The organism is Bacillus cereus (assembly GCF_025917685.1).
Taxonomy (GTDB): domain Bacteria; phylum Bacillota; class Bacilli; order Bacillales; family Bacillaceae_G; genus Bacillus_A; species Bacillus_A cereus_AT.
In genome coordinates this window covers 2,800,594-2,827,572 of the sequence record NZ_CP089518.1, presented here as the reverse complement: position 1 = coordinate 2,827,572, position 26,979 = coordinate 2,800,594, and the positions used below count along the sequence as shown (strand labels likewise).

Genomic DNA, 26,979 nt, shown 5'->3' with positions numbered 1-26,979 from the left:
ATTATGATAAGTTGTATATAAGGATAAAATAAAAAGGATGATAAGCATGCAAAAGAGACCAGAAGCAAATGAATATAACCCGTATTATTCAACGTACATAAACTTAATACCAGATGGAGATATCATACATATTCTAGAGCAACAAATGAAGGAAACGAATCTTTTATTGAAGGATATTTCTGATAGTGATGGACATTTTAGATATGCTCCTAATAAATGGAGTATAAAAGAAGTAATCGGTCATATTGCGGATACTGAACGTATTATGGCGTATCGATTGCTTTCCATAGCAAGAGGCGAGACAGCAGAACTTCCTGGATATAACGATGATATGTATGTTCTTAGAGCAGCTTTTGATAAGCAATCTATGCAAGATCTTCTTGAGAATTTAACAGTTGTTCGCCAATCTACTATGCATTTGCTTAAAAGTTTAGATAAAGAAGCTTGGTTACAAAGGGGAATTGCGAACAATTCTGAAGTCACGGTTCTTGCATTAGCAAACATAATTGCTGGTCATGAGCTTCATCATCGTCAACTTATAAAAGAACGTTATTTGGGTTCTAAGGCATATCCAGCATGTTAAAATATGAAAATAAAAAGAGAATGATTCATTGGGAATTTTTGAATTATTCTCTTTTTATTTTTTCTGCGTATCAGTGGAATTATAAATGTTTTTTTACAAGGTCTATTCCTTCTCGTTGATGCTAATAGGGGGCACTATATTTGTAATGTAGTTGGTATGTATGTTAGTAGGAAAACAGGTACAATCTCGTTAAAAGGATAGATTTATTGCATAATATTATTATGTAAACAAAATTAATGAATATACAACTTGTTAAATAGTTAATTATTTTTGTTTTTTCAATGGCTGCATAAGTATAATGTTTGTAGGGGGGACGATCATATGAGTAAACACAAAAAAATCATAGCGATTTCAGGCAGCATTAGGAAAGGATCATCCAACACAAACATATTAAAAACTTTAGCCGCATTTATTCCAGATGGAGTAGATTACACTATATATAAAGGAATAGAGGAACTTCCTCATTTTAATCCGGATGTAGATCGAGTGGGAGCACCGGTTGTTGTTCAAGAGTTTCGAAAGGCATTAAGCGAATCACATGCACTGATTATTTGTACACCGGAGTATGCAAAAGGTATACCAGGAGTTTTGAAAAATGCATTAGAATGGCTTGTGTCTTCAGCGGAACTATATAAAAAACCAGTGGCTATCATAACAGCTTCACCGTCAATTGCGGGAGGGGATAAAGCCCATGAATCTTTGTTACTTACACTAGGCATGTTAGATACAGTTGTCGTTCAAAATGGCTCGTTATTAATCCCGTCTGTACGCACTAAATTTAGTGATGATGCAAAAGTTACAGATGAGGGAACAAAACAAGCTCTAATTTCTTTAATTCATAGTATAGTAGACGAAACAAGGGGATAATGATTTATTTTATATAAAGGCAATACTACTGTTAGTTTAAAGTAGTATTGCCTTTTAATTTTCTTTTGGTTGAAATTTTGTAATAACGATTAGGAAATCATGTCACCTATTTTAAGGTTTAGACAAAATATATATTAATTAAGGCTCGGGTTCACGTCTTTTTTCTTCTTGGTCAAATAAATAACTAAGCTCAAGATTATTGCGAGGAAGAGTACACTTGTTCCAACTGTACCGAGACCAAGACCACCAGAATCGTGAGGCTGTGATAAATAATCGCCAAAAGAGGCACCGAAAGGCCGAGTTAAAATATAAGCGATCCAAAAGGCCAACACTGCATTTAATTTGAAGCAGTAGTAAGCGACGGTTACAGCCCCAATTAATGCGGCAAATATGAACGCTGAAATCCAGTAACCTAAGTTGAGACTCTCTGCTACGAGATCACCAGCTGCAGTACCTAAGGCGAAGGTGAACAGGATAGCTAACCAGTAGAATACTTCTCTCTTTGTTGTGTAAATAGAGTGAATGGACAGTGTCTTCTCACTCACATACCAAGCAGCAAAAGTTGCCAGTAGAAAAAGTGTGAAAACGATAGTGGTCGTCTCTAGAGCGACCCCGAAGTTGTCCGTAAGATTGTCAGTGACCAGCGTGCCAACAACACTAATCAGCAAGACTGTGAGCCAGTAAATTCCTGGAACATACTTCTTTAACCTAAACTGGAAGAACAGTGTGATGAATAAGAGAGCACTCATAACAAAGGTCGTTTTAGTCAAGCCAAAGTTCAAGTTTGTATTTAAGAAGTCCGCGCCTGTTTCGCCCACTGTAGTAGCCATGATTTTGATAATCCAGAAGAAAATGGTGACTTCTGGAACTTTGCTCAGCATCTGCCAGCTTCGTGATGAAACGGAAGTCACTTCATCAGAAATGGATGGATTTTCTCTATTCTTATCCTGATCCTTCTCATAATATTTCATGTAAGATTCCTCCTTACTAGTTTTTATGGCCAACGCCAATTTATATACAGAGTGTAACTAATAAGAATGAGATTCAGATGAAATTTGGATGAAAAAATCATTAAAATAGGATGAAAAAAAGAAATTTCTAAAGTGACTTTTTTATTTAACAAATACAGTTAAATAAGTATACCCTTTTTTTGTTCGCGACATAGAAAATACAGCAAAATGGACACTCTTCATTTGATATCCTAAGTTAGTGGACATTAAGAATATCTTATGTATTTCTCATCATATTTTCATATTTTTTTAGTAGAGTATACCTTGTATCCTACAAGGAAAGAGGAAGAAGACTATGCATATACTACATTTTTTAAGTGAATATATAAAGCACCCAAGAACTGTAGGAGCGGTATTGTCAAGTTCTAAGCAACTTGCAAAACAAATGGTAGCCCCTATAAATTTTGAACAAGCAAAATGCATTATTGAGTATGGACCAGGAACTGGAGTGTTTACGGAACAGCTCGTTAAACATAAACATAATGAAACGGTATTGTTAATTATTGAGAATAACGCACAGTTTTACCGTATACTTCAAGAGCGATATTCACACATGGAAAATGTGTACATTATTCATGACTCTGCCGAATATACGGAAAAGTATGTTCAACAATATAAAATTACCCAGGTGGATTATATTATTTCAGGATTGCCATTTACCAGTTTATCCCTTGATACCTCTACAAAGATATTACAGGTAACAAAAGAAGTATTAGGAGAAGAAGGGAAATTTATTACTTTCCAATATACACGCTTTAAACAACAATTTTTTCATTCATTTTTTGTAAATATTGAGGTGAAGAAAATAAACTGGAATATTCCACCGGCTTTCGTGTTTACTTGCTTTATGTAAGGTGATGGGGGAGGAGCGAAACCAAATCACTATCATGCAAAAGAATCGTTCATTTTTTGCTAGAAATATAAACTATTACTTTCATTTTTGACTATTAAAAGGGAGGGATACTTTGGGGAAAGTTGAAAACATTTTTCGGGTCATATTTAGTCTTTGCTTCCATTAATCGGTGAAAGTTACAGCTGTAGTAAGCATCTGGCCAATCTTTAATGGAGAGGTCAGATGTATTAACGTAGACGCCTTTTATGAATGGGTGCATCACCTTTTTGTATAGTTAAATATATTTACTTAAAATCTCCCCGGGTAATCCATCAATCTCACAAACTATATCTGATGTAAAACCAGCGTTTAATAAAATTTTTCGAGAGGGGATATTATTTGGATCGATAATTGCTTTTAGTACGTTTACATCAGTATGCTTCGCTATTTCAATTAATTCTTTTGCAATACAACTACCATATCTTTTTCCCCAGTGTTCTGGCAATAACATATAACCAAGTTCAGCTTCTTTTACATTATCTTCATTCACTGTTATATGTCCAAGTCCAATGAATTCATTTGTACTAGAGTCATAAACTTTATTGGAACCAAATAATTTATGTTTTTCATTGCGCAGTAACAATTTTTCATAGTCGTTTTGCGCTTCTTCTAACGGAATAGCACGCTCTGTAATTTGTGCCATGACTTTTTCGTTCGATACGAGCTGAAAGTATAGATTAAAATCCGCTGCTTCAAATTTTTTGAAATGTAGCTTATGCATATGATTCCTCCAAACTAACTTTTATTTGTTCTTCAGAAAAGATAAACAAGCGTTAAATAGTGATTTCTATTTGATTGCCTTCCGGGTCGCTTATTACACTTTCGTAATAGCCATCTCCAGTGAAACGCGGTCCATTTAATAAAGGATAACCATCATCTTTTAATGTTGTAGTTAATTCATTTACACGTTCTTCACTACCGACAGAGAATGCCATATGTGCATAGCCAGTTATATTAAGATTGGGCTCATTTTCAATACCTTTTTTGCGCATAAGTTCAAGCCTTGCTCCAGAATCGAACGTAATAAAATAAGATTCGAATTGTTTCGTTTCATTATGATATAAAGAGTTTGCTTTACCATTAAAGTACTTCGTATAGAAAGTACGCATTAATTCTAAATCATTTACCCAAATTGCAATATGTTCAATTTTCATAGTTTTCACCAGCCCTAACTTAACTAATTAGGCTTTCACTTTATAAAAATTGTTTTTGCATTGCAACAATTTTGATTCGGTGTTGAAAGGATTGTTAATTTTTGGTTATGTGCGTACATACAATAGGTAATTAAATGAGTTATCTACATAGTAACTACTGAAAAGGGTGAATGATGAATATGAGTTCATTTGAGCAAATGATGTACGTTGGTTTCCTTATGTCTATTGTACTGTCCGTAATGATTTTAGGGTCCTTATATTATAATCCTCGACTTTCGTTAACTGATTATCCGGAAGATATTCAAAAGGTAGTTTTTCCGAAATCGATTCATGAAAAAAAGCAAACGATTTACTTTAATATTGCCTATAACGCTATTCTTTTCGGTACTCCTTTCGTTTCCACATATATACTACATAAACATGAAAAACTATTATATGTTGATGCCTATTTACATACTTTTGGTATTTTAATGTTTTTCAATTTAGTAGATTTATTCATAATTGATTGGCTAATCTTTTGTTGGATCACCCCGAGATTTGTTGTTATTCCTTGTACGGAAGGGATGAAGGGATATAAAGATTATAAGTTTCATTTAAGAGGGGCTATAGTCGCTACTCAATTTTTAGCAATCGTCAGTTTGTTTTTGGCGGGAATTGCGACAACTATTTAGTGTGAAGAAGGGTATAAAACGTTTATAGAAAATAAGGAAAATTATAATATATAGAATTAGAAATAAGAATTTGATAGTATTGGAGTAAGGAGTTTTAATAGCGGTATATTAAGTGGTGCTAATATACTGCTGCAAATACTTCCATAAATTTATGGAAGTATTTGATAGAATTCAAAAAAACATAATGGAGGCTAATATGAAAAAAGTAATTGGCGCAGCAACAGCAACTGTTTTTGGATTGGGAGCTTTTACTACAACTGCTACCGCAGAAACAATCGTAACAGCAGATGTACTCAACGTACGTGAAAAACCGACTACGGAATCAAAAGTTGTCGAAAAAGTAAAGAATGGGCAAGAGTTAAAAGTCATAAATACCGAAGATGGCTGGTCAAAAATTGAGTTAAATGGTAAGGAAGTATTTGTAAGTTCGGAGTTTACAAAAGATGTGTATCATGTAACGGCGAATTTATTAAATGTACGTACTGAAGCAAATACAGAATCAGAAATTCTTGGTAGACTAAAAAAAGATGATGTAATTGAATCAACGCATCAAGTAAAAGACGGATGGCTGCAATTTGAGTATAAAGGAAAAACAGCTTATGCAAATGTTTCTTTCCTATCAAGTACAGTACCAATTGAAAAGAAAACTGAAGAGAAAACGAAGCAAGTAGCGAAAGTACAAAAATCAGTTAAAGAAAAGAAAGAAGTAAAGACGCAGAAAGTAGCAAAAGTGCAAAAAGAAACGAAAGCACAAGAAATAGTAAAGTCTAAAGAAGTAGTGAAAGTATCAGAGAAAGTAAAAGTTAAAGAAGAGCAGAAAACGCAAGAAGTAACAAAGCCTAAAGAGGAAGTGAAAGTTAAGGAAGAACCAAAAGCGCAAGAAATAACAAAGCCTAAAGAAGAAGTAAAAGTTAAGGAAGAACCAAAAGCGCAAGAAATAACAAAAACTAAAGAAGAAGTAAAAGTTGAAGAAGAACCGAAAGCGCAAGAAATAGTAAAGCCTAAAGAAGAGGCAAAAGTCAAAGAAGTAGTAAAAGCTAAAGAAGAAGAGAAAGCAAAAGAAATAGTAAAAGCTAAAGAAGAAGAGAAAGCAAAAGAAATAGTAAAAGCTAAAGAAGAAGAGAAAGCAAAAGAAATAGTAAAAGCTAAAGAAGTAGAGAAAGCAAAAGAAATAACAAAAGCTAAAGAAGAAGAAAAAGCGCAAGAAATAGCAAAAGCTAAAGAAGAAGAAAAAGCGCAAGAAATAGCAAAAGCTAAAGAAGAAGAAAAAGCGCAAGAAATAGCAAAAGCTAAAGAAGAAGAAAAAGCGCAAGAAATAGCAAAAGCTAAAGAAGAAGAAAAAGCGCAAGAAATAGCAAAAGCTAAAGAAGAAGAAAAAGCGCAAGAAATAGCAAAAGCCAAAGAAGAAGAAAAAGCGCAAGAAATAGCAAAAGCTAAAGAAGAAGAGAGAGCGAAAGAAGTATCAAAAAACAACATACAGTCTGCTAAACGTGAATTAACGGTAGTAGCGACAGCGTATACTGCTGATCCAAGTGAAAATGGTACATATGGTGGACGCGTTTTAACTGCAATGGGGCATGATTTAACGAAAAATCCGAATATGAGAATTATTGCAGTTGACCCGAAAGTAATCCCATTAGGATCTAAAGTATGGGTAGAAGGTTATGGAGAAGCTATCGCTGGTGATACTGGAAGTGCAATTAAAGGTAATCGTATTGATGTTTTAATGGGCTCCAAAAGTAAAGCCATGAATTGGGGAAGAAAAACTGTTAAAGTAAAAGTTTTATAATAATTATCCAAATAGAAGTCAGTTCTCTTTATTGAGACTGGCTTTTATTTTTTGAGTGGAAGTAAAATAGAATTTTTAAAGGGTTTATTACTAAATCTGTACTAAAACATAACAGGAAAATGAAACTTGTATCATGTTTATAAAATAAAACTATTAATAATGAGGTGAGGAAGTAGAATAAAAATTTATTGAGAAGTAGAGAAGAATAGTATGTTGACAACGACGGGTTAACGTATAATGAAATGTATAAATCGGATCAAATCATTTACTAAACATTTTCACTCATAATAGTGTAATTAAGTTCAAAGGATAGGTGTATTTCATGAAAGAAGTAAGAGAATATATTGAAACAAAGAAACAAGGTGTATTGGAGTTGCAAATAAAAGAAACTGAAGAAAAGTTAGGTGCTGCTTTCCCAAATCAATATAGGGATCTTATTAAATTAGTTAATAATGCTGAAATAGGGGAATGGATACTATATCCGATTAAAGATAGTAGAAATGTAACGAAAACTTGGGATGATATAGTTAGACAAAACGTTGACATGAGAGATGAGCATATGCCAGAAAACCTTATCGTAATTGGTGACGATGGTTCAGGGGATAAATTGTGCTTTAAAATAAATAGCGGCTTCATGGATGATGAAGTATATATTTGGTATCACGAGGATGACGAAATGGAAGAAATAGCCCAAAGTTTAAAAGAATTTATTATAGAAACTATTCAGGAAGACGATGCTTTTTAGTGTTAATTATTATTATATTCTGTCCTCACTTTTATAAAAAGTGAGGACAGAATATAACAACAGAATTATAGGGTGAACATTGCAATGAATTGAAAGGATATAGAGTAATTGAAGGAAGAGATTCCTATAATCATTACTTTTGGGGAGAATTGTTTATCAATTATTTATCAACTTTATTTTTATTGAAAAATGTTAAAAACATATTATTAAGAAAATTCAGAAAATTAAAGGAGGAATACAGATGAGAAGGCTTTTGTCAGTCATTTTAACGGTATTATCAATATGTATGATATTCTTTATTAATTCACCATCAGCTTCAGCAAATGAGAATATAGCCAATGGAGACTTAAAACAAAAGTACAATGAAGGGATAAAAGCTGGAGCGATAGATAAAAGCATAACATATGAGCAATGGGAGAAAATTGTTACTGATAATGAAAAAGCATTTGAGAAAATAAAAAACGATAAGGTTAAAGAAGTACCTGCAAAAGATTCAGGATGGCAAGGAGCCTACTATCAAGGGTTCAATATTAAAAGAGGTGACATACTTATTACTAATGGTACGTCCTTTTATGGTATTGCTGGTCATGCAGCTATAGCCAATGGAGACAATTATATTTTAGATGCTCCAGGGTATGCTATTAATACAAATCGAGGAGTATTAAATACTACAAGACAAAGAACTGTACAACAATGGTTAGATGAATATACTGGAAAAGGTACTGTATGGATGTATCGAGTTTCTTCTTCTTATAATTATGTAGCTGGTAATGCCGCTTCTTGGGCAGATAGAACATATTATTCTTCTAGTGGTAGTGCAACTCAAGACAGATTTCCTAGTTATGGAGTGACTTTGAATACAAAAGGTACTGATCCAACATATTGTTCAAAAATTGTATATCAAGCATATTATTATGGCTCGGGTAACCTTCCATTTATGGTTCCTACTTCTACAACTATTATCGGACCTTATGGTTTATTAGACAGTTTTGCTAATAACTATAGACCAAGCCTAGTAAAAACATTTTAATTCTATTAAAATTTTTAAAAGGAGGTAACAACATCATGAAATCTATAGTTATTTCCTTATTTTTTGCAATTTTAGGAATGATTTTTAGTATATTGTTTCAGTTTATGGCTTATTGGGGTTCCAATACAATGATATGGTATTGGATAGGAGCAGTAATGGCGTATTTATTTACAACAATATCATTGATAACTTTGATACTTCTATATCGTGGAACAAAGCAGTATACAGCATCACTTAAGTTTTTAATACTATTAAATATAGCAATTATATTAGGAACTATATTCTGGACTACATTTATCATCATTGCTTGGAAATCAGGAATATAATAGTTAATTTTCATATTTTCAAGGGGAAAGGGCGATTCAAAAAGGAATATGCCCTTTTTGTGTTATTTATTTGAGTACTATTTTGTACATTGGCAGTTTCTATTTATGACAATTACAAATCATAAAAAATATAAATTTAATGAAAGATTAAGATAATAATTTGTAAATTATATTGTTTCATGGATTGATTGAAAATAAGTCCGAGAACAAGTACGCTCAATATGCTGAATTTAATGCGGAATAGTTATATCATTAAGTATCGTATGAAATATATCTTTCTGCGTGAAATCATCTGTAAACACAGTTTCTTTATTCACTTCAATTGTATCGTGCGGATTATACCATTTCTGTAATGCATCCTCACCAAATTCATGCTGCTTTTCTCTTGTATTATGCCGTCTAATCGTTTCTTCAAGTGATAGGTCAAAATAATATGTATAAGTGTTTCCTTCAAAATAATGTATTAATTCTTTCAGCATAGCACCGTATCTACGGCTGTTCAAAATACCTTCTAAAATAACAATTTCACATTTTCCTTTTCCATATTTCGTAATTTCAAATAGTAGATCATGAGATAAGTTATCCATTGTGTCGTGGACTCTTAGCATATCTCTACGCACTACGTCTTGAGAGACTAGAAGTGTACCTTGCCCGAAATGTTCTTGTAATTCCTTTGCGATTGTTGTTTTGCCACTTGCGGAGTTTCCTCGAAGAATGATTAAAGTCGATTTCAAATTCTCATCTCCAAATTGTTTTAGTTTTTTGCTTTGTTACATTAAAAATTGTTTTAGTAAGCGTTTCTCGCCAGTTTGTAGAAGTTATTGTTTTCAAAGTGATATGAGACATCGTAAATAACCTCCAGTTTATTTGTGGTTTGATTATATGAACTCTTTATTTTAAAGATACAATATTTTCTTGAAAAATAAACAGAATTATTGTAAAGTAATGATAATTAAAATTTATATTGTTTAAAAGTTATGAAAGGAAGTAGTAACAAGTATCTTTTCTTTTAGAGAGTCGGTGGGTGGTGTAAACCGATAGAAAGCGCTTGTGAATCCGTCCTTGAGTGAAATGTGGAACCCTTCAATGTGAAGTTAGTAATCGTTTCCGGTTAAAAACCGTTAATTTTTTAAGTGGAAAGCTTATATTTTCTATGCTTTCAACTAGGGTGGCAACGCGGGTTAACTCTCGTCCCTTTTATAGGGACGGGAGTTTTTTGTGTTTTTTAGTGAAATTCCCTATCTTAAAAGCTTAATGTGAACGAAGAAGATGACATTAGTCACTTATTAAAGGAGAGATAAGACATGTTAGATGTAAAAGTATTACGTGCTAATTTTGAAGAAGTAAAGAAAAAATTGATTAATCGCGGTGGAGAGTTTCTTGAATTGGATACATTTGAAGAATTAGATCAAAATCGTCGTGAACTGTTAGTAGAAGTAGAAGAATTAAAAAGTAAACGTAATGGAGTATCTGAGCGTATTGCGAAGTTAAAGCGTGAAAAACAAGATGCTAATGAACTTATTAGTGAAATGCGTGAAGTAGGAGAAAGTATTAAAACGTTAGATGATGAGTTACGTAATGTAGAAGAGGAATTGAATTCTATATTAATGGCATTACCAAATATACCTAATGAAACAGTTCCTATTGGAGCATCAGAAGATGATAATGTTGAATTACGTAAGTGGGGAGAAATAAACGAATTTTCATTTGAAGCAAAACCACATTGGGAAGTTGCTGAAAAATTAGGGTTACTAGATTTTGAGCGAGCAGCAAAAGTAACAGGAAGCCGCTTCGTATATTACAATGGCTTGGGAGCACGTTTAGAGCGAGCAGTAGCTAACTTTATGCTAGATTTACATGTTGAAGAACATGGATATACGGAAGTGATTCCACCGTTTATCGTAAATAGCGATAGTTTAATAGGAACCGGACAATTCCCGAAATTTAAGGAAGATGTATTTACATTAAAAGACACAGATTACTCTTTAATTCCAACGGCGGAAGTACCATTAGCGAACTATTATCGTGACGAAATATTAAATGATGCAGAATTGCCTATTAATTTTACCGCTCATACGCCATGTTTCCGTTCTGAAGCTGGTAGTGCAGGACGTGACACGAGAGGACTTATTCGCCAGCACCAATTTAGCAAAGTTGAAATGGTTAAATATACTAAGCCGGAAGAATCATACGATGAGTTAGAAAAATTAACTGCGAATGCCGAAAGAGTACTACAATTGTTACGATTACCTTATCGAGTTATCGTATTATGTACAGCTGATATAGCATTTCCAGCTGCGAAAACATATGACATTGAAGTTTGGTTACCAAGTTATGGGGTATATCGTGAAATATCTTCTTGCTCAAACTGTGAAGATTTCCAAGCGCGTCGTGCAAGCATACGTTTCCGTCGTACATCAGGTGCAAAACCAGAATTTGTGCACACGTTAAATGGTTCTGGGTTAGCTATAGGGCGTACAGTAGCAGCTATTTTAGAAAACTACCAACAAGAAGACGGCTCAGTTATAATCCCAGAAGTATTGCGTCCATACATGGGAGGAGTAGAAGTAATTAAATAAGAAAGATGATGATGTAAAATAAAGTTTAACAGTTTATAAAATACTAGCAACGAGGTGCTACATGTTATTTCAAAACAATAATTTATCGGTTAGATATGTAACAAAAGACGATGCACCTATCATCTCTAAATGGTTAACAGATCCAGAAGTTTTACAGTATTACGAAGGAAGAGATAATCCGCAATCTGTAGAAAAGGTACTTAATCACTTTATACATAATCCAAACAGTAATGAAAAAAGATGCATAGTAGAATTTGATGAAATGCCGATCGGTTACATACAAATGTATCCTGTTGATTCTGAATGGAAAGCTTTATATGGATATGAAGAATCACAAAATATATGGGGGATGGACCAATTTATTGGTGAGCCTAATTATTGGGGAAAGGGAATTGGAACAAAACTCGTTCAGGCAGCGATTACATACATTATGGGTGAAATGGGAGCAGAAGCAATCGCAATGGATCCGAAAGTAAATAATGAACGTGCGATTAAGTGCTATGAAAAATGTGGATTTAAAAAGGTGATGATATTAAAGGAACATGAACTGCATGAAGGGAAATTAGAAGATTGTTGGATGGTGGAATATAAAGCATTATAATGAGTATGTAATGGCTTATACAAACAAAGGGAGCTGTGCGAAATGAAAAAAGCATTATTAGTAATTGATGTGCAAGCAGGTATGTATACAGCGGGAATGCCAGTACATAATGGGGAAAAGTTTTTAGAAACTTTGCAAGAACTTATTGGGGAATGTCGTTCGAATGGTCTTCCGGTTATTTATGTCCAACATAACGGACCAAAAGATCATCCGTTAGAAAAAGGTACATATGGCTGGAAAGTACATGCGGCGATCGCTCCGCAAAAAGGGGACAGTATCGTTGAAAAGACGACGCCAGATTCATTCCATAAGACAAACTTAAACGAAGTGTTACAAGAAAAAGGAATTGAACACGTTATTATTTCAGGAATGCAAACAGAGTATTGTGTGGATACGACAATACGCAGAGCATTTAGTGAAGGATATAAAGTAACGTTAGTAAGTGATGCCCATAGCACGTTCGATACAGATGTATTACGTGCTGAAGACATTGTGAAGCATCATAACGCAGTGTTGGGAGCATTTGCGGATGTTATTGCGTTAAAAGATTTAAAAGTAGAAGCGTAAGTAAGTGTTGAAGGAGAAGTTATTCTAAATGGAAATTTGGAACAGCTTCTTTTTATTTTTGTCGATAAATCTTAAAAGTCGCAAATATAATTTCATTCACCGTAATGATAATGTAAAAAAGGAGCACCACCTTATCCAAAAGGGAACTCCTTCATCAAAACGTTACTTTTTCTTATCTTTATCCAACACATTCTGTTCTTCAGCAAACTCCGTACCATACGCAAATCGGCGATTAATACGAATATTATCGTTGTTATGACGAGTACGTGAATGAGAAAAACGATGGACGATTACTTCTGATAATGTAAAGACGATGGCAGAAAGGATACTGCCCCATGCGATTTGCATGTAGTTGTCTAATAAAATATTTCCGAAAATCCAAACGCTTAAATACGTAAGTAAGAAATCCGTCATAATGGCAGCAGAATCGCCAATTCGATTTAAAATGATTTTATCAACAAACATATAAGAAACGATTGTAACAAATAGACTAAAAGAAATAATTTGGACGAACGTAGCGGGGAAAAATAAAGCGAGTCCAATACTAAAAGCGATAATACATGATATAAATTTGATTACTATTACAGTAAAATCATTCAATATTTACACCTCCGATTTATACATAGTTTTGCAATAAATTCAGGAGTTCATACATTGTTACGGATTTATTTAGATAAAATTTTTTCATGTTTGAAATTTTATCTAAATATTATAAAAATAACAAAAAAATGTTATAGTAAAATGAGAGTAGATGACATTTTTAGGTAAGGGGGAATCCGGAATGTGGATTACTTCAGAAGTAGAAATTCCAGATGAGTTAATTGATCATCTTGAACAAGGGAAGTTAGTACTATTCGTTGGAGCGGGAGTTTCTATGAAAGGGAAATCAAACTTACCGAATTTCGATGATTTAGTTGATGAAATTTCGAAAGCTTTATATGTCGAAAAACGTGAGATGACAGAACCACACGATTATTATCTTGGTAAAATTGCGAAAACGAAAGATGTACACCAAGTTGCAAGAGATCTCGTTAATATAGAAAAATCAAAACCGAATCCATTACATTATGCCATTCCAAGGTTGTTCCCGTTAGATACGGATGTTCGCATTGTAACGACAAACTTTGATCAACATTTTACGTATGCAATTAAGGAAATGAATAGAGAGCTAAATATTTATTATGCACCTGCATTACCGACAGGGAGAGCGTTTAAAGGCTTAGCTTACATACATGGGAATATAGAGCAGGAGAAAGAAGCTTTAATTTTAACAGATGGTGATTTTGGAAGGGCTTACTTAACGGAAGGATGGGCGAGACGATTTCTAGTGGATTTATTTTCGAATTACACCGTTTTATTCGTTGGGTATAGTCATAATGACCCAGTAATGAAATATTTAGCAACAGGGTTACCACCGAGTACAAGGCGTTATGCTTTCGTCGCACAAGGTGATAATACATACCATTGGGAACATTTAGGGATAAGACCTATTGTGTATCCGAATAAAGCAAATAATCACCAGTCACTTGTGAAAGCGGTGAAACGATGGGCGGAATTAATGGGTGATAATTATATTACGAAAAGAATGCGTATTCGTGATATTGTAACTGTTCCTCCATCAGTAGAGCAGGAGCAATTATCCTATATAAAACAATCAATAAAAAAAATAGAAACAGTTCGGTACTTTGTTGAATTTGCTCGTGATTACGAATGGGTGGAATGGCTTGAAGCAGAGGGAAAACTAAGAAATTTATTTCTGCTTACAGCAAATTATGATGAAGTTGATGAATTACTTGCGGAATGGTTAGTGGAGCACTTCCTTTTTACTCATCAAAAAGAACTATTTCAAATGATTTTTAAAAATCATTCTAAAATATCCCGGTTATTGTGGCGAACAATTTGTACTTATTTGAACGAAACGAAGGAATCGATGGATCCTTTGTTGTTTGCAAGATGGACATTGCTTTTATTAGAAACAGCAGAGAAAGATAGTAGCTCAATTGAAATGATCTCATACTTATTGCAAAAATGTTCTTTCCCTGAACATAAAGAAATTGGCTTGTTGTTGTTAACGTTTATTTTAGACGGGAAACTTAAATTGAAACGTGTAAGAAGATGGGGAAATGATATGCAAGAGTCGATAGAACTTGAGGAATCGAGTCGTTTACCAGTGCCTATTTTTTCTCATGTAGAGCGAATTTGGAAAGAGAAAATGAGACCACATATCTCATACTATGCTGCTCCTATTATGGTAATGGGATTAGAAAAGATACAACTATTATCATTAAGACAAAGTGTACTAAAAAAAAGAGATAGAGAAATTTCAGAGCAAGAGTTACAGCAAAATGATTTTACGTTTTTAATTCAAATTGTAAAAGAGTGTCTTACATATTTATGTGAAAACAATGAGAAAAAAGCGGATTATTATATTACAGAAATGATAGAAACAGATAGTGTACTTCAAAAGCGAATTGCGATTGAAGCGATGAATAAAAATGTATTCGTTACTGCGGATGTCAAACTGAAGTGGTTACTACATGAAGGCCTTCTGCTAGATGTCACATATAAACATGAAGTGTTTCAACTTTTAAAGAATTATTATGCAGATGCTTTAGAAGAAACAAAAGAGGAAATTATCCAAACTGTATTAGAACATCTTGCAGAAGAGAGGGCGTTTGATGCTTGTCTCGTTCTAGATACATTATTTGCATGTGATTCGAATAGTCGATGCACGATAGAAGGATATGAATTAATGAAACAGAAGCACCCTCATTTTTCTTCTGATCGATACAGTGTTCCTAAGAAAGAATATATTGAACAAAGCATTACTTGTAATGTAACAGCTGATGGATTACTACAGCTGAAAGACGATGAAATAATGAAGCAAGTTCTACAGTTTTCTCAAGATGGTGTTTTTGAGCAACGCCATTTTTTAGAGATGTTATCAAAAGCATGTAAATTGAATGTAGAGTGGAGTGTTTCGTTTGCTTATCAACTAGTAGGCGTACATGAAATTAGTAATGAAGTGTGGTTTGTTTGTATTAGAGAGTGGAGAAATAATAGGAATTTAACGAGTGAGCAAATTCAAAGGATTATTCCGTTATTGCAGAAGTTTGTTAGAAATAATACTTTTCATTGGTTAATTAGTAGTTTTCTATATGAAATTAGCAATCGATTAGAAGAGCTAGAAGAGAATAGTATACGGGTTGTAAAGCGTTTTGCTTTTTCAGTATTTCCACAAGTTATGAGAGGGGAAACGGATTTTAAGATTGGAAAACAAGAGTTTTACAATGAGTCTATACAGCATCCTGTTGGGAAGATGACCGCTGTATTACTAAAACTGTTAGCATACGATCACTTATATGATCGTAATGTGTATGAATATTTATTTTTATTTGAGGAACAGGTAAGGGTTACTTCGGAAAGAACGAACTTTATGTTCGCTCGCTTAACAGCAGATATTACGTTTTTATACCATATTGAGAAGCAATGGTGCCGAAAATATATATTACCCTACTTAGATTTAAAGAAAGAAAATGAGCTGACCAAGTATGCGTGGGCGGGATTATGTTATACGCAAATTAATTTACCTTTATTTACAGAAATGAAGAGATATATTAAATATGCGGTAGAACATTTAGAGGTGCTACATCCGTATACGAGAGAAGCGTTTTTAAAATGGCTTAGCTTTGTATTTATTAAATGTGTACTGTATTGGGAGCAAAAAACAGATTGGTTATACCCACTCTTAATGCAAGTAAACGAAAATAATAAAATTAAATTTATGCAGTATGTATGCTACTACGTAAAAACGTTAAGCGGAAAAGAACAACAAAAATTTTGGACAGCATGGCTAAGTGTATTTTTAAGAGAACGTCCGAAAATGGGTGTAATAACTACGAGAGAATATATGATGATTTTACGTATTGTATTATGTATGGATGAGATTTTAGAAAAAGGACTTTGTATTATATCAAGTAAATTTCTAGGTGTAGAAGGGCAATGCAATCAAGAGGAAATGAAACAGTTATTTACTGAGATGCTTGAAAAGAAGAATAGCATGAAAGAATATAAAGGGCTTTATGCAAATGTCTTTTTTATTTTACTTCAAACACGTCAAGAAGCTGATTTACTTGAGAAGGAAATCATACAAATAAAAGAACAATTAATTGATTATGGAGTAGAAAAACACGTATTAAAATTAATTGAAAATGAGATGATTCGTATCGGAATAGTAATGGAGAATTTGCAAGAAGAATTCTAGGGTGAAAGCGGAATTTTAAAAAAATAAATAAAAAGTTGTTGACAGTGTTTTGAAAAGCGTTCTATAATACGAATCATACTTATTCAATTTCAAAAACATTTGAATAAACAAAGTGCAATGAAGAGATCACAGTAGTGGTTAGTCTTACTGTAACAGAGAGCTGGTGGTTGGTGTGAACCAGTACAGGGATAATCATGAATTACAGTCTTGGAGCATCTTTTTCGTAGTAAAGATACGATTGTCTTTATGAAGAAAGAGCGGTCAATTGATCGTTAACAGTGAAGAGAGGTAGACGGAAATTTAGTCTACAACTAGGGTGGTACCGCGATAAATATCGTCCCTACTGATTTATTCAGTAGGGACTTTTTGTATTTTGACGGTCCAACTTGAAAATATAATAAACATGCGTTGAAAGGAAAAGCAGTAGTTGTTGTTTCCCTGTAACAGAGAGCTGGTGGTTGGTGCGAACCAGTACAAAAACAAGAGCGAATTACAGTCCTGGAGCATCTTTTTCGTAGTAAAGATAGTATTATCTTTATGAAGGGAAAGACGGTCACATTGATCGTTAACAATGAAGAGAGGTAGACGAAATAAGTCTACAACTAGGGTGGTACCGCGATAAATATCGTCCCTACTGATTGAATCAGTAGGGCTTTTTTGTACAAAAAAAGTGGCTTATTAACTAGTAGTTAGTGTCTTTATGGTAATTATTAGTTTAAAATAAGAAGAGGTATCGATTCCACTTTAAATTTGTATAATTAACCAGTTCTGAAAATAGAGAATTTTTCATTCTCTTACTATACTTTTAAAACATTAGAGGAGGATTTCCAAATGGCAAATCATGAATTAGATCAATTACGTAAACAGGTAGATGAAATTAACTTACAACTATTACACCTATTAAACAAACGCGGTGAAATCGTTCAAAAAATTGGGGAACAAAAACAAGTACAAGGTACGAAACGTTTTGACCCAGTACGTGAGCGTGAAGTGCTTGATATGATCGCAGAGCATAACGAAGGACCATTCGAAACGTCAACGGTTCAACATATTTTCAAAACGATTTTCAAAGCAAGCTTAGAATTACAAGAAGATGATAACCGTAAAGCGTTACTAGTATCACGTAAAAAGAAAAAAGAAAATACAATCGTTAATGTGAAAGGCGAATTGATTGGAAACGGAACACAAACGTTCATTATGGGACCTTGCGCAGTAGAAAGTTTAGAGCAAGTTCGCCAAGTAGGGCAAGCAATGAAAGACCAAGGTTTAAAATTAATGCGCGGTGGTGCTTTCAAACCGAGAACATCTCCATACGATTTCCAAGGTTTAGGAGTAGAAGGATTACAAATTTTACGCCAAGTAGCAGATGAGTTCGACTTAGCGATTATTAGTGAAATTTTAAATCCGAACGATGTTGAAATGGCGCTAGACTACGTTGATGTAATTCAAGTTGGCGCACGTAACATGCAAAACTTCGATTTACTACGAGCTGTAGGTAAAGTTAACAAGCCAGTATTATTAAAACGTGGTTTAGCAGCAACAATTGATGAGTTCATCAATGCAGCGGAATACATTATTGCGCAAGGTAACGACCAAATTATTTTATGTGAGCGCGGTATTCGCACATACGAAAGAGCGACACGTAACACATTAGATATATCAGCAGTACCGATTTTAAAGAAAGAAACACATTTACCAGTTATCGTTGACGTGACGCATTCAACTGGACGTAGAGATCTATTATTACCAACAGCGAAAGCGGCACTTGCAATTGGAGCAGATGCAGTAATGGCAGAAGTACATCCAGACCCAGCTGTTGCGTTATCAGATTCTGCGCAACAAATGGATATTCCAGAATTCCATAGATTCATGGATGAGTTAAAAGGTTTCAAAAATAAATTATCTTAATTCCATATCATATATGCGCTGAAGAGGAAACAGTAGTGCTTATCTCACTGTTAAAGAGAGCTGATGGTCGGTGTGAATCAGCACAAAGGTAAGCATGAATTACAGCCTCGGAGCATCTTTCTCGCCAACCTTTGGAGGGAAGGACGGTCAAATGATCGTTAAAGAAGAAGAGAGGTAGACGAAATAAGTCTACAACTAGGGTGGTACCGCGATAAACATCGTCCCTACTGAGCGCTCAGTAGGGACTTTTTTGTACAAAAAAATAGTAAAGGGGCAAGAGAAATGAGATACATTACAGCTGGAGAATCACATGGGCCGCAGTTAACAGTTATTTTAGAAGGTGTACCAGCAGGTTTAACATTAACGGCGGAACATATTAATAAAGAGTTATTAAGAAGACAAAAAGGGCATGGGCGCGGAAGACGCATGCAAATTGAAACAGATACAGTTGAGATTGTAAGTGGTGTACGTCACGGGATGACACTTGGCTCACCAATTACGCTAATCGTAAAAAATGATGATTTCAAACATTGGACGAAAGTAATGGGCGCAGAACCAATTTCAGAGCAAGAAAGTAAAGAAATGAAGCGTACGATTACAAAGCCACGTCCAGGACATGCGGATTTAAACGGGGCAATTAAATACGGCCATCGTGATATAAGAAACGTATTAGAGCGCTCTTCTGCAAGAGAAACGACAGTTAGAGTTGCAGCTGGTGCAGTTGCGAAACAAATTTTGAAAGAATTAGGTGTAGAAATCGCAGGACATGTTCTTGAAATTGGTGGGGTAAAAGCGAAGCATATTACTCACTTACCGATAGAAGAAATTCAAACGATTACTGAAAATTCACCAGTTCGATGTTTAGATAAAGAAGTAGAACAAGAAATGATGGATGCGATTGATGATGCGAAAAGCAGCGGAGATTCAATCGGTGGTATTGTTGAGGTCATTGCAGAAGGAATGCCAATTGGAGTAGGTAGTTACGTTCATTACGACCGCAAATTAGATGCAAAACTTGCCGGTGCTATTATGAGCGTGAATGCGTTTAAAGGTGCTGAGATCGGAATTGGTTTTGAAGCGGCAAGACAGCCGGGAAGTAAAGTGCACGATGAAATTATGTGGGATGAAGAAAAAGGCTACACGAGAAAAACAAACAATGCTGGCGGTTTAGAAGGCGGTATGACAACAGGTATGCCAATTGTCGTAAGAGGCGTAATGAAGCCAATTCCTACATTATATAAACCGTTAGCAAGTGTTGATATTGATACGAAAGAAGCATTCCAAGCGAGTATAGAAAGATCTGATAGCTGTGCAGTACCAGCAGCCGGTGTTGTTGCTGAATCTGTTGTAGCATGGGAACTTGCAGATGCGCTAGTCGAACAATTCGGAAAAGACCGTATGGAATTATTAAAGCAAAACATTACGCAACATAACAAATACGCAAAAGAATTTTAATGAAAAGGTGGATTTAACATGCGAGTAAAAGATCAACTATCATCATTACAACCATATAAACCAGGTAAATCACCTGAACAAATGAAAGAAGTGTATGGAGATCATTCATTTGTGAAATTAGCATCGAATGAAAATCCATTCGGCTGCTCCCCACGTGTTTTAGAAGAATTGCAAAAATCATGGTTGGAACATGCTTTATATCCTGACGGAGGTGCTACAAAGCTCCGTCAAACAATCGCAGAGAAATTAAATGTTCAAATGGAACAAATACTTTGCGGTAGTGGTTTAGATGAGGTCATTCAAATAATAAGTCGCGCCGTATTACGAGCTGGAGATAATATTGTAACGGCTAGCGCAACATTCCCGCAGTACCGTCATCATGCAATTATTGAAGGCTGTGAAGTGAAAGAAGTTGCTTTAAATAACGGTGTATACGACTTAGACAGAATTTCATCAGCAGTTGATAACAATACAAAAATCGTTTGGATTTGTAATCCAAACAACCCGACAGGCACATATGTGAATGAGTCAAAATTGACTCAATTCATTGAAAGCATTAGTGAAAATACGTTAATTGTCATTGATGAAGCGTACTATGAATACGTAACAGCAAAAGATTTCCCTGAGACATTACCGCTTCTAGAAAAACATAACAACATTCTTGTACTTAGAACGTTTTCTAAAGCGTATGGATTAGCTTCTTTCCGCGTTGGTTATGCGATTGGACACGAAGAGTTAATCGAGAATTTAAATGTCGTACGTTTGCCATTTAACGTATCTTCATTAGCGCAAAAAGCAGCGACGATTGCTTTTAACGATGAAGCATTTATTGAAGAAATTGTACGTGTTAATACAGAGGGATTACAACAATACGAAAGTTTTTGTAAGGAAAATGAAATTCCATTTTATCCGTCGCAAACAAACTTCATCTTCTTACCAGTAGATAATGGTGGAGAGATTTATGAAGCTTGTGCACACGCAGGATTTATTATTCGTCCGTTCCCGAATGGTGTCCGTATTACAGTCGGCACAAGGGAGCAAAATGAAGGAGTGATTTCAGTGCTAAAACAACACTTTGAAAATAAGAAAAGTAAGTCTCGAGATGAGGCAAATGTGTAAAAAGGTAGTATTAATTGGAACAGGATTAATAGGAGGCTCACTTGCATTAGCAATAAAAAAAGAACACGAAGTAACGATTGCCGGATATGACATATTTAAAGAGCAAGTAGAGCGTGCGAAAGAATTACATGTAGTAGATGAAGTAGCAGTAGATTTACAGCGTGCATGTGAAGAGGCACATTTAATTATTTTTGCTTCTCCAGTTGAAGAAACGAAGAAGTTATTACACAAATTAGCGTCATTTCGTTTACGAAAAGATGTTATAGTGACCGATGTTGGTAGTACAAAAGGAACGATTATGAACGAAGCTGAAGCTTTATTTTCAAAGGAAGTTTCTTTTATTGGTGGACATCCAATGGCAGGTTCTCATAAAACTGGAGTTGAAAGTGCAAAAGCACATTTATTTGAAAATGCATTTTACATTTTAACACCAATGAACCATGTGCCAAATGGACAAGTGGAAGAACTAAAAGGTTGGTTAAAAGGAACAGGATCACATTTTCTCGTCTTAAATACAGAAGAACACGATTATGTAACAGGAATTGTTAGTCATTTCCCGCATCTTATAGCGGCAGGATTAGTAAAACAAGTTGAGAAACATGCAGGGGATAACCCGCTTATTCATCAACTTGCGGCAGGCGGATTTAAAGACATAACACGTATCGCTTCAAGTAGTCCGAAAATGTGGAGTGATATTGTAAAACAAAACCGTGAGCATTTATTGGAGCTATTAGAAGAATGGATTTCTGAAATGGAAGATTTATATAAGACGGTTTCTAAAGGAGATGCGGGTGAAATACAAAATTATTTTGCTGACGCAAAAGAATACCGTGATTCTTTACCAGTACGAAAGAGAGGTGCAATTCCTGCCTATCATGACTTATACGTCGATGTTTTAGATAAAGTAGGTGCATTGGCTCATATAACGAGTATTTTGGCGCGCGAAGAAATTAGTATTACGAACTTGCAAATATTAGAAGCGCGAGAAGGACTGCTTGGGGTATTACGTATTAGTTTCCAAAGAGAAGACGATCGGATGAAAGCAAAGCTGGCGCTTGGAAAAGAAGAATACCAAACGTATGAAACAATTTAAAAAAGAGGGTGACAAAGTGAAAGAAACAACAATACAACCTGTAACTAACGGATTGAATGGCGCAATTACAATCCCAGGTGATAAGTCCATTTCACACCGCGCTGTTATGTTCGGCGCAATTGCAGAAGGGAAAACAACAATTAAAGGTTTCCTACCTGGTGCAGACTGTTTAAGTACGATTTCTTGTTTTAAAGAAATGGGAGTAGAGATTACGCAGCATGGAGACGAAGTTACGGTAATTGGAAAAGGATTAGAAGGTTTACAAGAACCGAAAGCTGTATTAGATGTTGGTAATTCCGGTACAACAATACGTTTAATGTCAGGGATTTTGGCTAACACACCATTTTTCTCTTGCGTACAAGGTGATGCGTCTATCGCAAAGAGACCGATGAAACGTGTAACAAATCCATTAAAACAAATGGGCGCAAATATTGATGGCCGAGAAGAAGGAACATTTACGCCGCTCACAATACGTGGCGGAGATTTAAAAGCAATTGAGTACACTTCACCTGTAGCAAGCGCACAAGTAAAGTCAGCTATTTTACTTGCAGGACTTCGTGCAGAAGGTGTAACAACTGTTACAGAACCACATATTTCCCGCGACCATACGGAAAGAATGCTTGAAGCGTTCGGTGTAAAGGTAACTCGCGTGGGGAAAACTGTAAAACTGGCGGGTGGACAGAAGTTAACAGCAACAGACGTCCATGTGCCAGGTGACGTATCATCAGCGGCATTTTTCTTAGTAGCAGGTGCAATTATCCCAAATAGTAAACTACTATTACAAAATGTAGGAATGAACCCAACACGTACAGGTATTATAGATGTTTTAGAGAAAATGGGTGCTACGTTTACTGTAGAACCGATTCATGAAGGCGCATCAGAACCAGCTGCGAACATTACAATCGAAACTTCTTCATTAAAAGGAATCGAAATTGGTGGAGATATTATTCCAAGACTAATCGATGAAATTCCAGTTATCGCTTTAGCAGCAACACAAGCAGAAGGAATTACAGTGATTAAAGATGCACACGAATTAAAAGTAAAAGAAACGAACCGTATTGATACAGTCGTTGCGGAGTTAACGAAACTAGGAGCTCGCATAGAAGCAACTGATGACGGCATGATCATATACGGAAAATCAGCTCTAAAAGGCAATACAGTAAATAGTTACGGTGATCACCGCATCGGAATGATGCTCGCGATTGCTGGCTGTCTAGCAGAAGGAAAAACAACAATTGAAGATGCAGAAGCAGTAGGCGTATCATATCCTACATTCTTTGAAGAACTTCAAAAGTTAGCGAAATAATAGGATGAAAAGCAGATATACAGTATAAATATACATTAAGCTCGTAAGGACATTATAAGCAAGCTACTTATAATGTTAAAAATGAACTATTTAACAACAATAGGACTTTTGAGACAAGGTTTTTCCCTTAACGTTGAAAAGAAGCCGAACAAGAAGAACGGTACCTATTGATTTTAATCGTTTTCATTTAATTAATTAACTCGACAATTGATGAAACATTTTAACTTAGAAGGGAAGAAATATTTATGATAGTAGAAATCGTAAATAATCAACAACAATTAGAAGATGCTTACGCTATTCGACAAAAGGTTTTTATAGAAGAACAACAAGTCGATGTAGAAGAAGAAATTGATGAACATGACAAAACCGCTACTCATTTTGTGTTATACGATAATAGCAAGCCAATTGGAGCTGGACGTTTTCGTATTGTAGATGGCGTTGGTAAAATTGAACGAATTTGTGTAGTGGCAACTGATCGCAAAGCAGGTTCTGGAAAATTAATTATGAATGAAATTGAGAAGTTTGCACAAAATCAGGGCATTTCTAAAGTGAAATTGAATGCCCAAAAACATGCAATTGGTTTCTATGAAAACTTAGGGTATGAAAGTATTTCTGAAGAATTTATAGATGCGGGTATTCCTCATCGCACAATGATTAAGAATCTGTAAATAGAACGATAATGCGGGGGATTAATTTTCTATAACTTTACAACGAGAAAAATCACCCTAATATTATTTAAAGTGGTAAATATGCCTTTGTAAGTCATATTAACTAACTAAAGCTTAATTTCTCCCTTACTATACCGAGAAATTAAGCTTTTTTATTATGGGATTTACTTGACGTTGTAAATCCGTATTTTCCTACCAATCTTATCTGGGATTCAAAACGTTGATATATTTCTAATCATCAACCCGAAACATTCAAAATGATAGTACAATACATATAGGGAATGGGGGAGAAAAAGATGAACGTCATACAATTAAAAGAAGATAAATTCAGAGAAGCATTATGTTTATCAGAATACGCTTTTCAATATAAAGCAGATGAGGAACGAGTGCAGCAACAAATGACTCGAATGAAAGAAAGTCATGAAATATACGGCATTATGGAAGGGGAAGACTTAGCAGCAAAATTGCATCTTATTCCGTTTCATATTTACATAGGCACAGAAAAATTTAAAATGGGAGGCGTTGCAGGGGTAGCGACGTATCCGGAATATAGAAGAAGTGGGTATGTAAAAGAGTTACTTCAGCATTCACTGCAAACGATGAAAAAAGCTGGTTATACAGTATCGATGTTACATCCATTTGCTGTTTCATTTTACCGCAAATACGGCTGGGAGCTTTGTGCAAATCGCCTTGTATGTCATATGGAGAAGAGCGATTTGATTATGAAAAAACAAGTAAATGGTATTGTGAAACGTTTTAATAAAGAAAACCATCCAGAAGAAGTAGAGAAAATTTATGAAACATTTGCAGAACGCTTTTCAGGTATGCTAGTTCGCAGTGAAAAATGGTGGTTACAAGCGGTCTATCATGATTTAACATTAGCGATTTACTATGATGAAAATAAAACGGCAGCTGGTTACGTATTATATAAAATAGAAAATTATAAAATGACAGTAGAAGAATTTGTTCCACTGCATAATGAAGCGAGAAATGGCCTATGGAACTTTATTTGCCAGCATGATTCTATGATTAAAGAAGTTGAAATGATATTAAGTGAGAAAGAACCGTTGTTATATACATTGCAAGAGCCACGCGTGAAGGCAGAAATAAAACCATATTTTATGGGAAGAATTGTAGATGTGGAGCAGTTCTTAAAACAATATGAGTTGAACTGGAACGATGCGCAGCAAGAATTGATTTTACACGTTACAGATTCATTTGCTCCGTGGAATAACGTAACGGTGAGACTTGCAAATCAGGAAATAACAATTATGAAAGAAGAAACAATAGATAAAGGAATTAAGCTGGACATTAATGCGCTATCTACAATAATGTTTGGCTATAAACGTCCGTTAGAGCTAAGTAAGCTTGAATTAATTAGTGGAAGCGAAGAGGAGATACGAACATTTGAGAATGTAGTCCCGGTGCGTGAAGCGTTTATTTATGATTTCTTTTAATTGTATATTTGAAAGTGAACTGTACCAAATAAAGTTTTGGTACAGTTCGCTCTTATTTTGTTGTTTTTTGTCGTTAAGTCGATATATCTTGAAAATCGCTGATAAAATTTGAGTTGCGCTGATATATTCTGAAAATCGCCGATAAAATTCGAGTTGCGCTGATATATCATGAAAATCGCCGATATAATTTCACTCACAGATATGGGATTAAAAAACATAACGTAACTGTGTAGCACACTTGACTTTTAATCCATCTAATTTATAATTAAAAGCGGAATGAATTTTCATTCCTAAAATTGAGGTGAAAAAATGGCTAAAAACAAACAAGAGGATATTTTTGATGCTGCAATACAACTTTTCGCAGAGCGTGGTTACGATGGTACGACAATTCCGATGATCGCTGAAAAAGCAAAAGTCGGCGCTGGTACTATTTATCGCTATTTTGAAAATAAAGAGGCACTCGTTAACTCATTATTTTCAAAAAGCATGTTGCAATTATCTGAAATACTAAAAACTGATTTTCCTGTTGAAGCAAATATTCGTGAACAGTTTAGTCATATTTATAACCGTTTATTTGAATTTGCGAGAAACAATGTGGATGCTTTTCTTTTTACAAATTCTCACTGTGGTAGTTATTTTCTTGATGAACAGAGTAACAAAATATTTGACGATTTTATAGGCTTCTTTATGAATATTATAGAAGATGGAATCGCAAAAGGTTTTCTTCGTCCATTGCCTCCAGTTGCTTTAATTATTATTGTATATCAACCGTTAGAAAAATTAACTAAAGTAATGGCAACAGGGCAATTAGAATACTCAAAAGAATTAGTAAAAGAATTGGAAGAGAGCTCTTGGAATGCTATTAGAATCATTTGATTCTATAGCTCTATATGGA

Annotated in this window: 25 protein-coding genes, 1 pseudogene and 4 other annotated features; of the genes and pseudogenes, 20 read left to right on the top strand and 6 right to left on the bottom strand. The window is 34.7% G+C overall.

What is annotated here, in order from left to right:
• Positions 1 to 46 precede the first annotated feature (46 nt).
• Complete coding sequence (locus LUS72_RS14715; protein ID WP_097830416.1) at positions 47 to 583, top strand: DinB family protein; 537 nt, start codon at positions 47 to 49, stop codon at positions 581 to 583.
• A 321-nt stretch (positions 584 to 904) separates the two neighbouring features.
• The gene (locus LUS72_RS14710; RefSeq protein WP_264446807.1) at positions 905 to 1,450 is read left to right on the top strand and encodes an NADPH-dependent FMN reductase; all 546 of its coding nucleotides are present in this window, start codon (positions 905 to 907) and stop codon (positions 1,448 to 1,450) included.
• Between the two features lie 134 nt (positions 1,451 to 1,584).
• Here the strand turns inward: LUS72_RS14710 and LUS72_RS14705 are convergent, their stop codons facing one another.
• Positions 1,585 to 2,421 carry a COG4705 family protein gene (locus LUS72_RS14705; protein ID WP_264446805.1) on the bottom strand — a complete coding sequence of 279 codons (837 nt, stop codon included), beginning with the start codon at positions 2,419 to 2,421 and terminating at the stop codon, positions 1,585 to 1,587.
• A gap of 334 nt (positions 2,422 to 2,755) precedes the next feature.
• On the opposite strand from LUS72_RS14705, the gene LUS72_RS14700 reads away from it, so the two are divergent.
• Complete coding sequence (locus LUS72_RS14700) at positions 2,756 to 3,313, top strand: class I SAM-dependent methyltransferase (protein WP_097830419.1); 558 nt, start codon at positions 2,756 to 2,758, stop codon at positions 3,311 to 3,313.
• A gap of 94 nt (positions 3,314 to 3,407) precedes the next feature.
• On the opposite strand, the pseudogene LUS72_RS14695 reads toward LUS72_RS14700, so the two are convergent.
• The 3 genes and pseudogenes from LUS72_RS14695 to LUS72_RS14685 all read right to left on the bottom strand — a co-directional run.
• A pseudogene (locus tag LUS72_RS14695) lies at positions 3,408 to 3,572 on the bottom strand (BBE domain-containing protein); the annotation flags it as partial.
• A gap of 15 nt (positions 3,573 to 3,587) precedes the next feature.
• Positions 3,588 to 4,073: a GNAT family N-acetyltransferase gene (locus LUS72_RS14690; RefSeq protein ID WP_097830420.1), complete on the bottom strand. Its 486-nt coding sequence runs from the start codon at positions 4,071 to 4,073 to the stop codon at positions 3,588 to 3,590.
• 52 nt (positions 4,074 to 4,125) lie between these two features.
• Positions 4,126 to 4,506: a VOC family protein gene (locus LUS72_RS14685; RefSeq protein ID WP_264446799.1), complete on the bottom strand. Its 381-nt coding sequence runs from the start codon at positions 4,504 to 4,506 to the stop codon at positions 4,126 to 4,128.
• A 179-nt stretch (positions 4,507 to 4,685) separates the two neighbouring features.
• Here LUS72_RS14685 and LUS72_RS14680 point away from each other — a divergent pair, with 179 nt between their 5' ends.
• From LUS72_RS14680 to LUS72_RS14660, 5 genes are all read left to right on the top strand, one after another.
• Positions 4,686 to 5,177 (top strand): nitroreductase, encoded by a 492-nt coding sequence (locus tag LUS72_RS14680; RefSeq protein ID WP_264446797.1) that lies wholly within the window; start codon positions 4,686 to 4,688, stop codon positions 5,175 to 5,177.
• A 196-nt stretch (positions 5,178 to 5,373) separates the two neighbouring features.
• Positions 5,374 to 6,966, top strand: coding sequence for a cell wall-binding protein EntB (entB, locus tag LUS72_RS14675; RefSeq protein ID WP_264446795.1), 1,593 nt, complete (start codon positions 5,374 to 5,376; stop codon positions 6,964 to 6,966).
• 322 nt (positions 6,967 to 7,288) lie between these two features.
• Complete coding sequence (locus tag LUS72_RS14670) at positions 7,289 to 7,711, top strand: SMI1/KNR4 family protein (protein WP_097830424.1); 423 nt, start codon at positions 7,289 to 7,291, stop codon at positions 7,709 to 7,711.
• Between the two features lie 241 nt (positions 7,712 to 7,952).
• Complete coding sequence (locus LUS72_RS14665; RefSeq protein WP_264446792.1) at positions 7,953 to 8,741, top strand: hypothetical protein; 789 nt, start codon at positions 7,953 to 7,955, stop codon at positions 8,739 to 8,741.
• 35 nt (positions 8,742 to 8,776) lie between these two features.
• Positions 8,777 to 9,067, top strand: a complete 291-nt coding sequence (locus LUS72_RS14660; protein WP_097830426.1) for a DUF3902 family protein — start codon at positions 8,777 to 8,779, stop codon at positions 9,065 to 9,067.
• A 230-nt stretch (positions 9,068 to 9,297) separates the two neighbouring features.
• On the opposite strand, the gene LUS72_RS14655 is transcribed toward LUS72_RS14660, so the two are convergent.
• Complete coding sequence (locus tag LUS72_RS14655) at positions 9,298 to 9,801, bottom strand: kinase (RefSeq protein WP_097830427.1); 504 nt, start codon at positions 9,799 to 9,801, stop codon at positions 9,298 to 9,300.
• Positions 9,802 to 10,035: 234 nt separating this feature from the next.
• Positions 10,036 to 10,266, top strand: a binding site (T-box leader).
• Between the two features lie 105 nt (positions 10,267 to 10,371).
• On the opposite strand from LUS72_RS14655, the gene serS reads away from it, so the two are divergent.
• From serS to LUS72_RS14640, 3 genes are all read left to right on the top strand, one after another.
• On the top strand, positions 10,372 to 11,646 hold the full coding sequence (gene serS / locus LUS72_RS14650) for a serine--tRNA ligase (protein WP_264446790.1): 1,275 nt from the start codon (positions 10,372 to 10,374) through the stop codon (positions 11,644 to 11,646).
• Between the two features lie 61 nt (positions 11,647 to 11,707).
• Entirely contained in the window at positions 11,708 to 12,247 is a 540-nt protein-coding gene (locus tag LUS72_RS14645; protein WP_264446788.1) for a GNAT family N-acetyltransferase, read from the top strand.
• Positions 12,248 to 12,289: 42 nt separating this feature from the next.
• Entirely contained in the window at positions 12,290 to 12,814 is a 525-nt protein-coding gene (locus LUS72_RS14640; RefSeq protein ID WP_264446787.1) for a cysteine hydrolase family protein, read from the top strand.
• Between the two features lie 162 nt (positions 12,815 to 12,976).
• Here LUS72_RS14640 and LUS72_RS14635 read toward each other — a convergent pair whose 3' ends face one another.
• Positions 12,977 to 13,414, bottom strand: a complete 438-nt coding sequence (locus tag LUS72_RS14635) for a YndM family protein (protein ID WP_071746320.1) — start codon at positions 13,412 to 13,414, stop codon at positions 12,977 to 12,979.
• A 151-nt stretch (positions 13,415 to 13,565) separates the two neighbouring features.
• Here LUS72_RS14635 and LUS72_RS14630 point away from each other — a divergent pair, with 151 nt between their 5' ends.
• The 9 genes from LUS72_RS14630 to LUS72_RS14590 all read left to right on the top strand — a co-directional run bounded on the left by LUS72_RS14630 (position 13,566) and on the right by LUS72_RS14590 (position 26,960).
• Positions 13,566 to 17,078, top strand: a complete 3,513-nt coding sequence (locus LUS72_RS14630; protein ID WP_264446783.1) for a DUF4020 domain-containing protein — start codon at positions 13,566 to 13,568, stop codon at positions 17,076 to 17,078.
• 108 nt (positions 17,079 to 17,186) lie between these two features.
• Positions 17,187 to 17,423, top strand: a binding site (T-box leader).
• A gap of 54 nt (positions 17,424 to 17,477) precedes the next feature.
• Positions 17,478 to 17,714: a binding site (T-box leader), on the top strand.
• Between the two features lie 195 nt (positions 17,715 to 17,909).
• Positions 17,910 to 18,986 carry a bifunctional 3-deoxy-7-phosphoheptulonate synthase/chorismate mutase gene (locus LUS72_RS14625; RefSeq protein WP_001273571.1) on the top strand — a complete coding sequence of 359 codons (1,077 nt, stop codon included), beginning with the start codon at positions 17,910 to 17,912 and terminating at the stop codon, positions 18,984 to 18,986.
• 9 nt (positions 18,987 to 18,995) lie between these two features.
• Positions 18,996 to 19,215 (top strand) — a binding site (T-box leader).
• 53 nt (positions 19,216 to 19,268) lie between these two features.
• The gene (gene aroC / locus LUS72_RS14620; RefSeq protein WP_097830433.1) at positions 19,269 to 20,441 is read left to right on the top strand and encodes a chorismate synthase; all 1,173 of its coding nucleotides are present in this window, start codon (positions 19,269 to 19,271) and stop codon (positions 20,439 to 20,441) included.
• Positions 20,442 to 20,459: 18 nt separating this feature from the next.
• Complete coding sequence (hisC, locus tag LUS72_RS14615) at positions 20,460 to 21,560, top strand: histidinol-phosphate transaminase (RefSeq protein ID WP_097830434.1); 1,101 nt, start codon at positions 20,460 to 20,462, stop codon at positions 21,558 to 21,560.
• Positions 21,553 to 22,653, top strand: a complete 1,101-nt coding sequence (tyrA, locus tag LUS72_RS14610; RefSeq protein WP_097830435.1) for a prephenate dehydrogenase — start codon at positions 21,553 to 21,555, stop codon at positions 22,651 to 22,653. The genes hisC and tyrA overlap by 8 nt, the downstream gene beginning before the upstream one ends.
• 16 nt (positions 22,654 to 22,669) lie before the next feature.
• Positions 22,670 to 23,959, top strand: coding sequence for a 3-phosphoshikimate 1-carboxyvinyltransferase (aroA, locus tag LUS72_RS14605; RefSeq protein ID WP_097830472.1), 1,290 nt, complete (start codon positions 22,670 to 22,672; stop codon positions 23,957 to 23,959).
• Positions 23,960 to 24,204: 245 nt separating this feature from the next.
• On the top strand, positions 24,205 to 24,627 hold the full coding sequence (locus LUS72_RS14600) for a GNAT family N-acetyltransferase (protein WP_071746314.1): 423 nt from the start codon (positions 24,205 to 24,207) through the stop codon (positions 24,625 to 24,627).
• A 296-nt stretch (positions 24,628 to 24,923) separates the two neighbouring features.
• Positions 24,924 to 26,084 (top strand): GNAT family N-acetyltransferase, encoded by a 1,161-nt coding sequence (locus LUS72_RS14595; protein WP_071746313.1) that lies wholly within the window; start codon positions 24,924 to 24,926, stop codon positions 26,082 to 26,084.
• Between the two features lie 309 nt (positions 26,085 to 26,393).
• A complete protein-coding gene (locus LUS72_RS14590; protein ID WP_097830438.1) occupies positions 26,394 to 26,960 on the top strand; it encodes a TetR/AcrR family transcriptional regulator in 567 nt (188 codons plus the stop codon).
• The last annotated feature ends 19 nt before the right edge of the window (positions 26,961 to 26,979 follow it).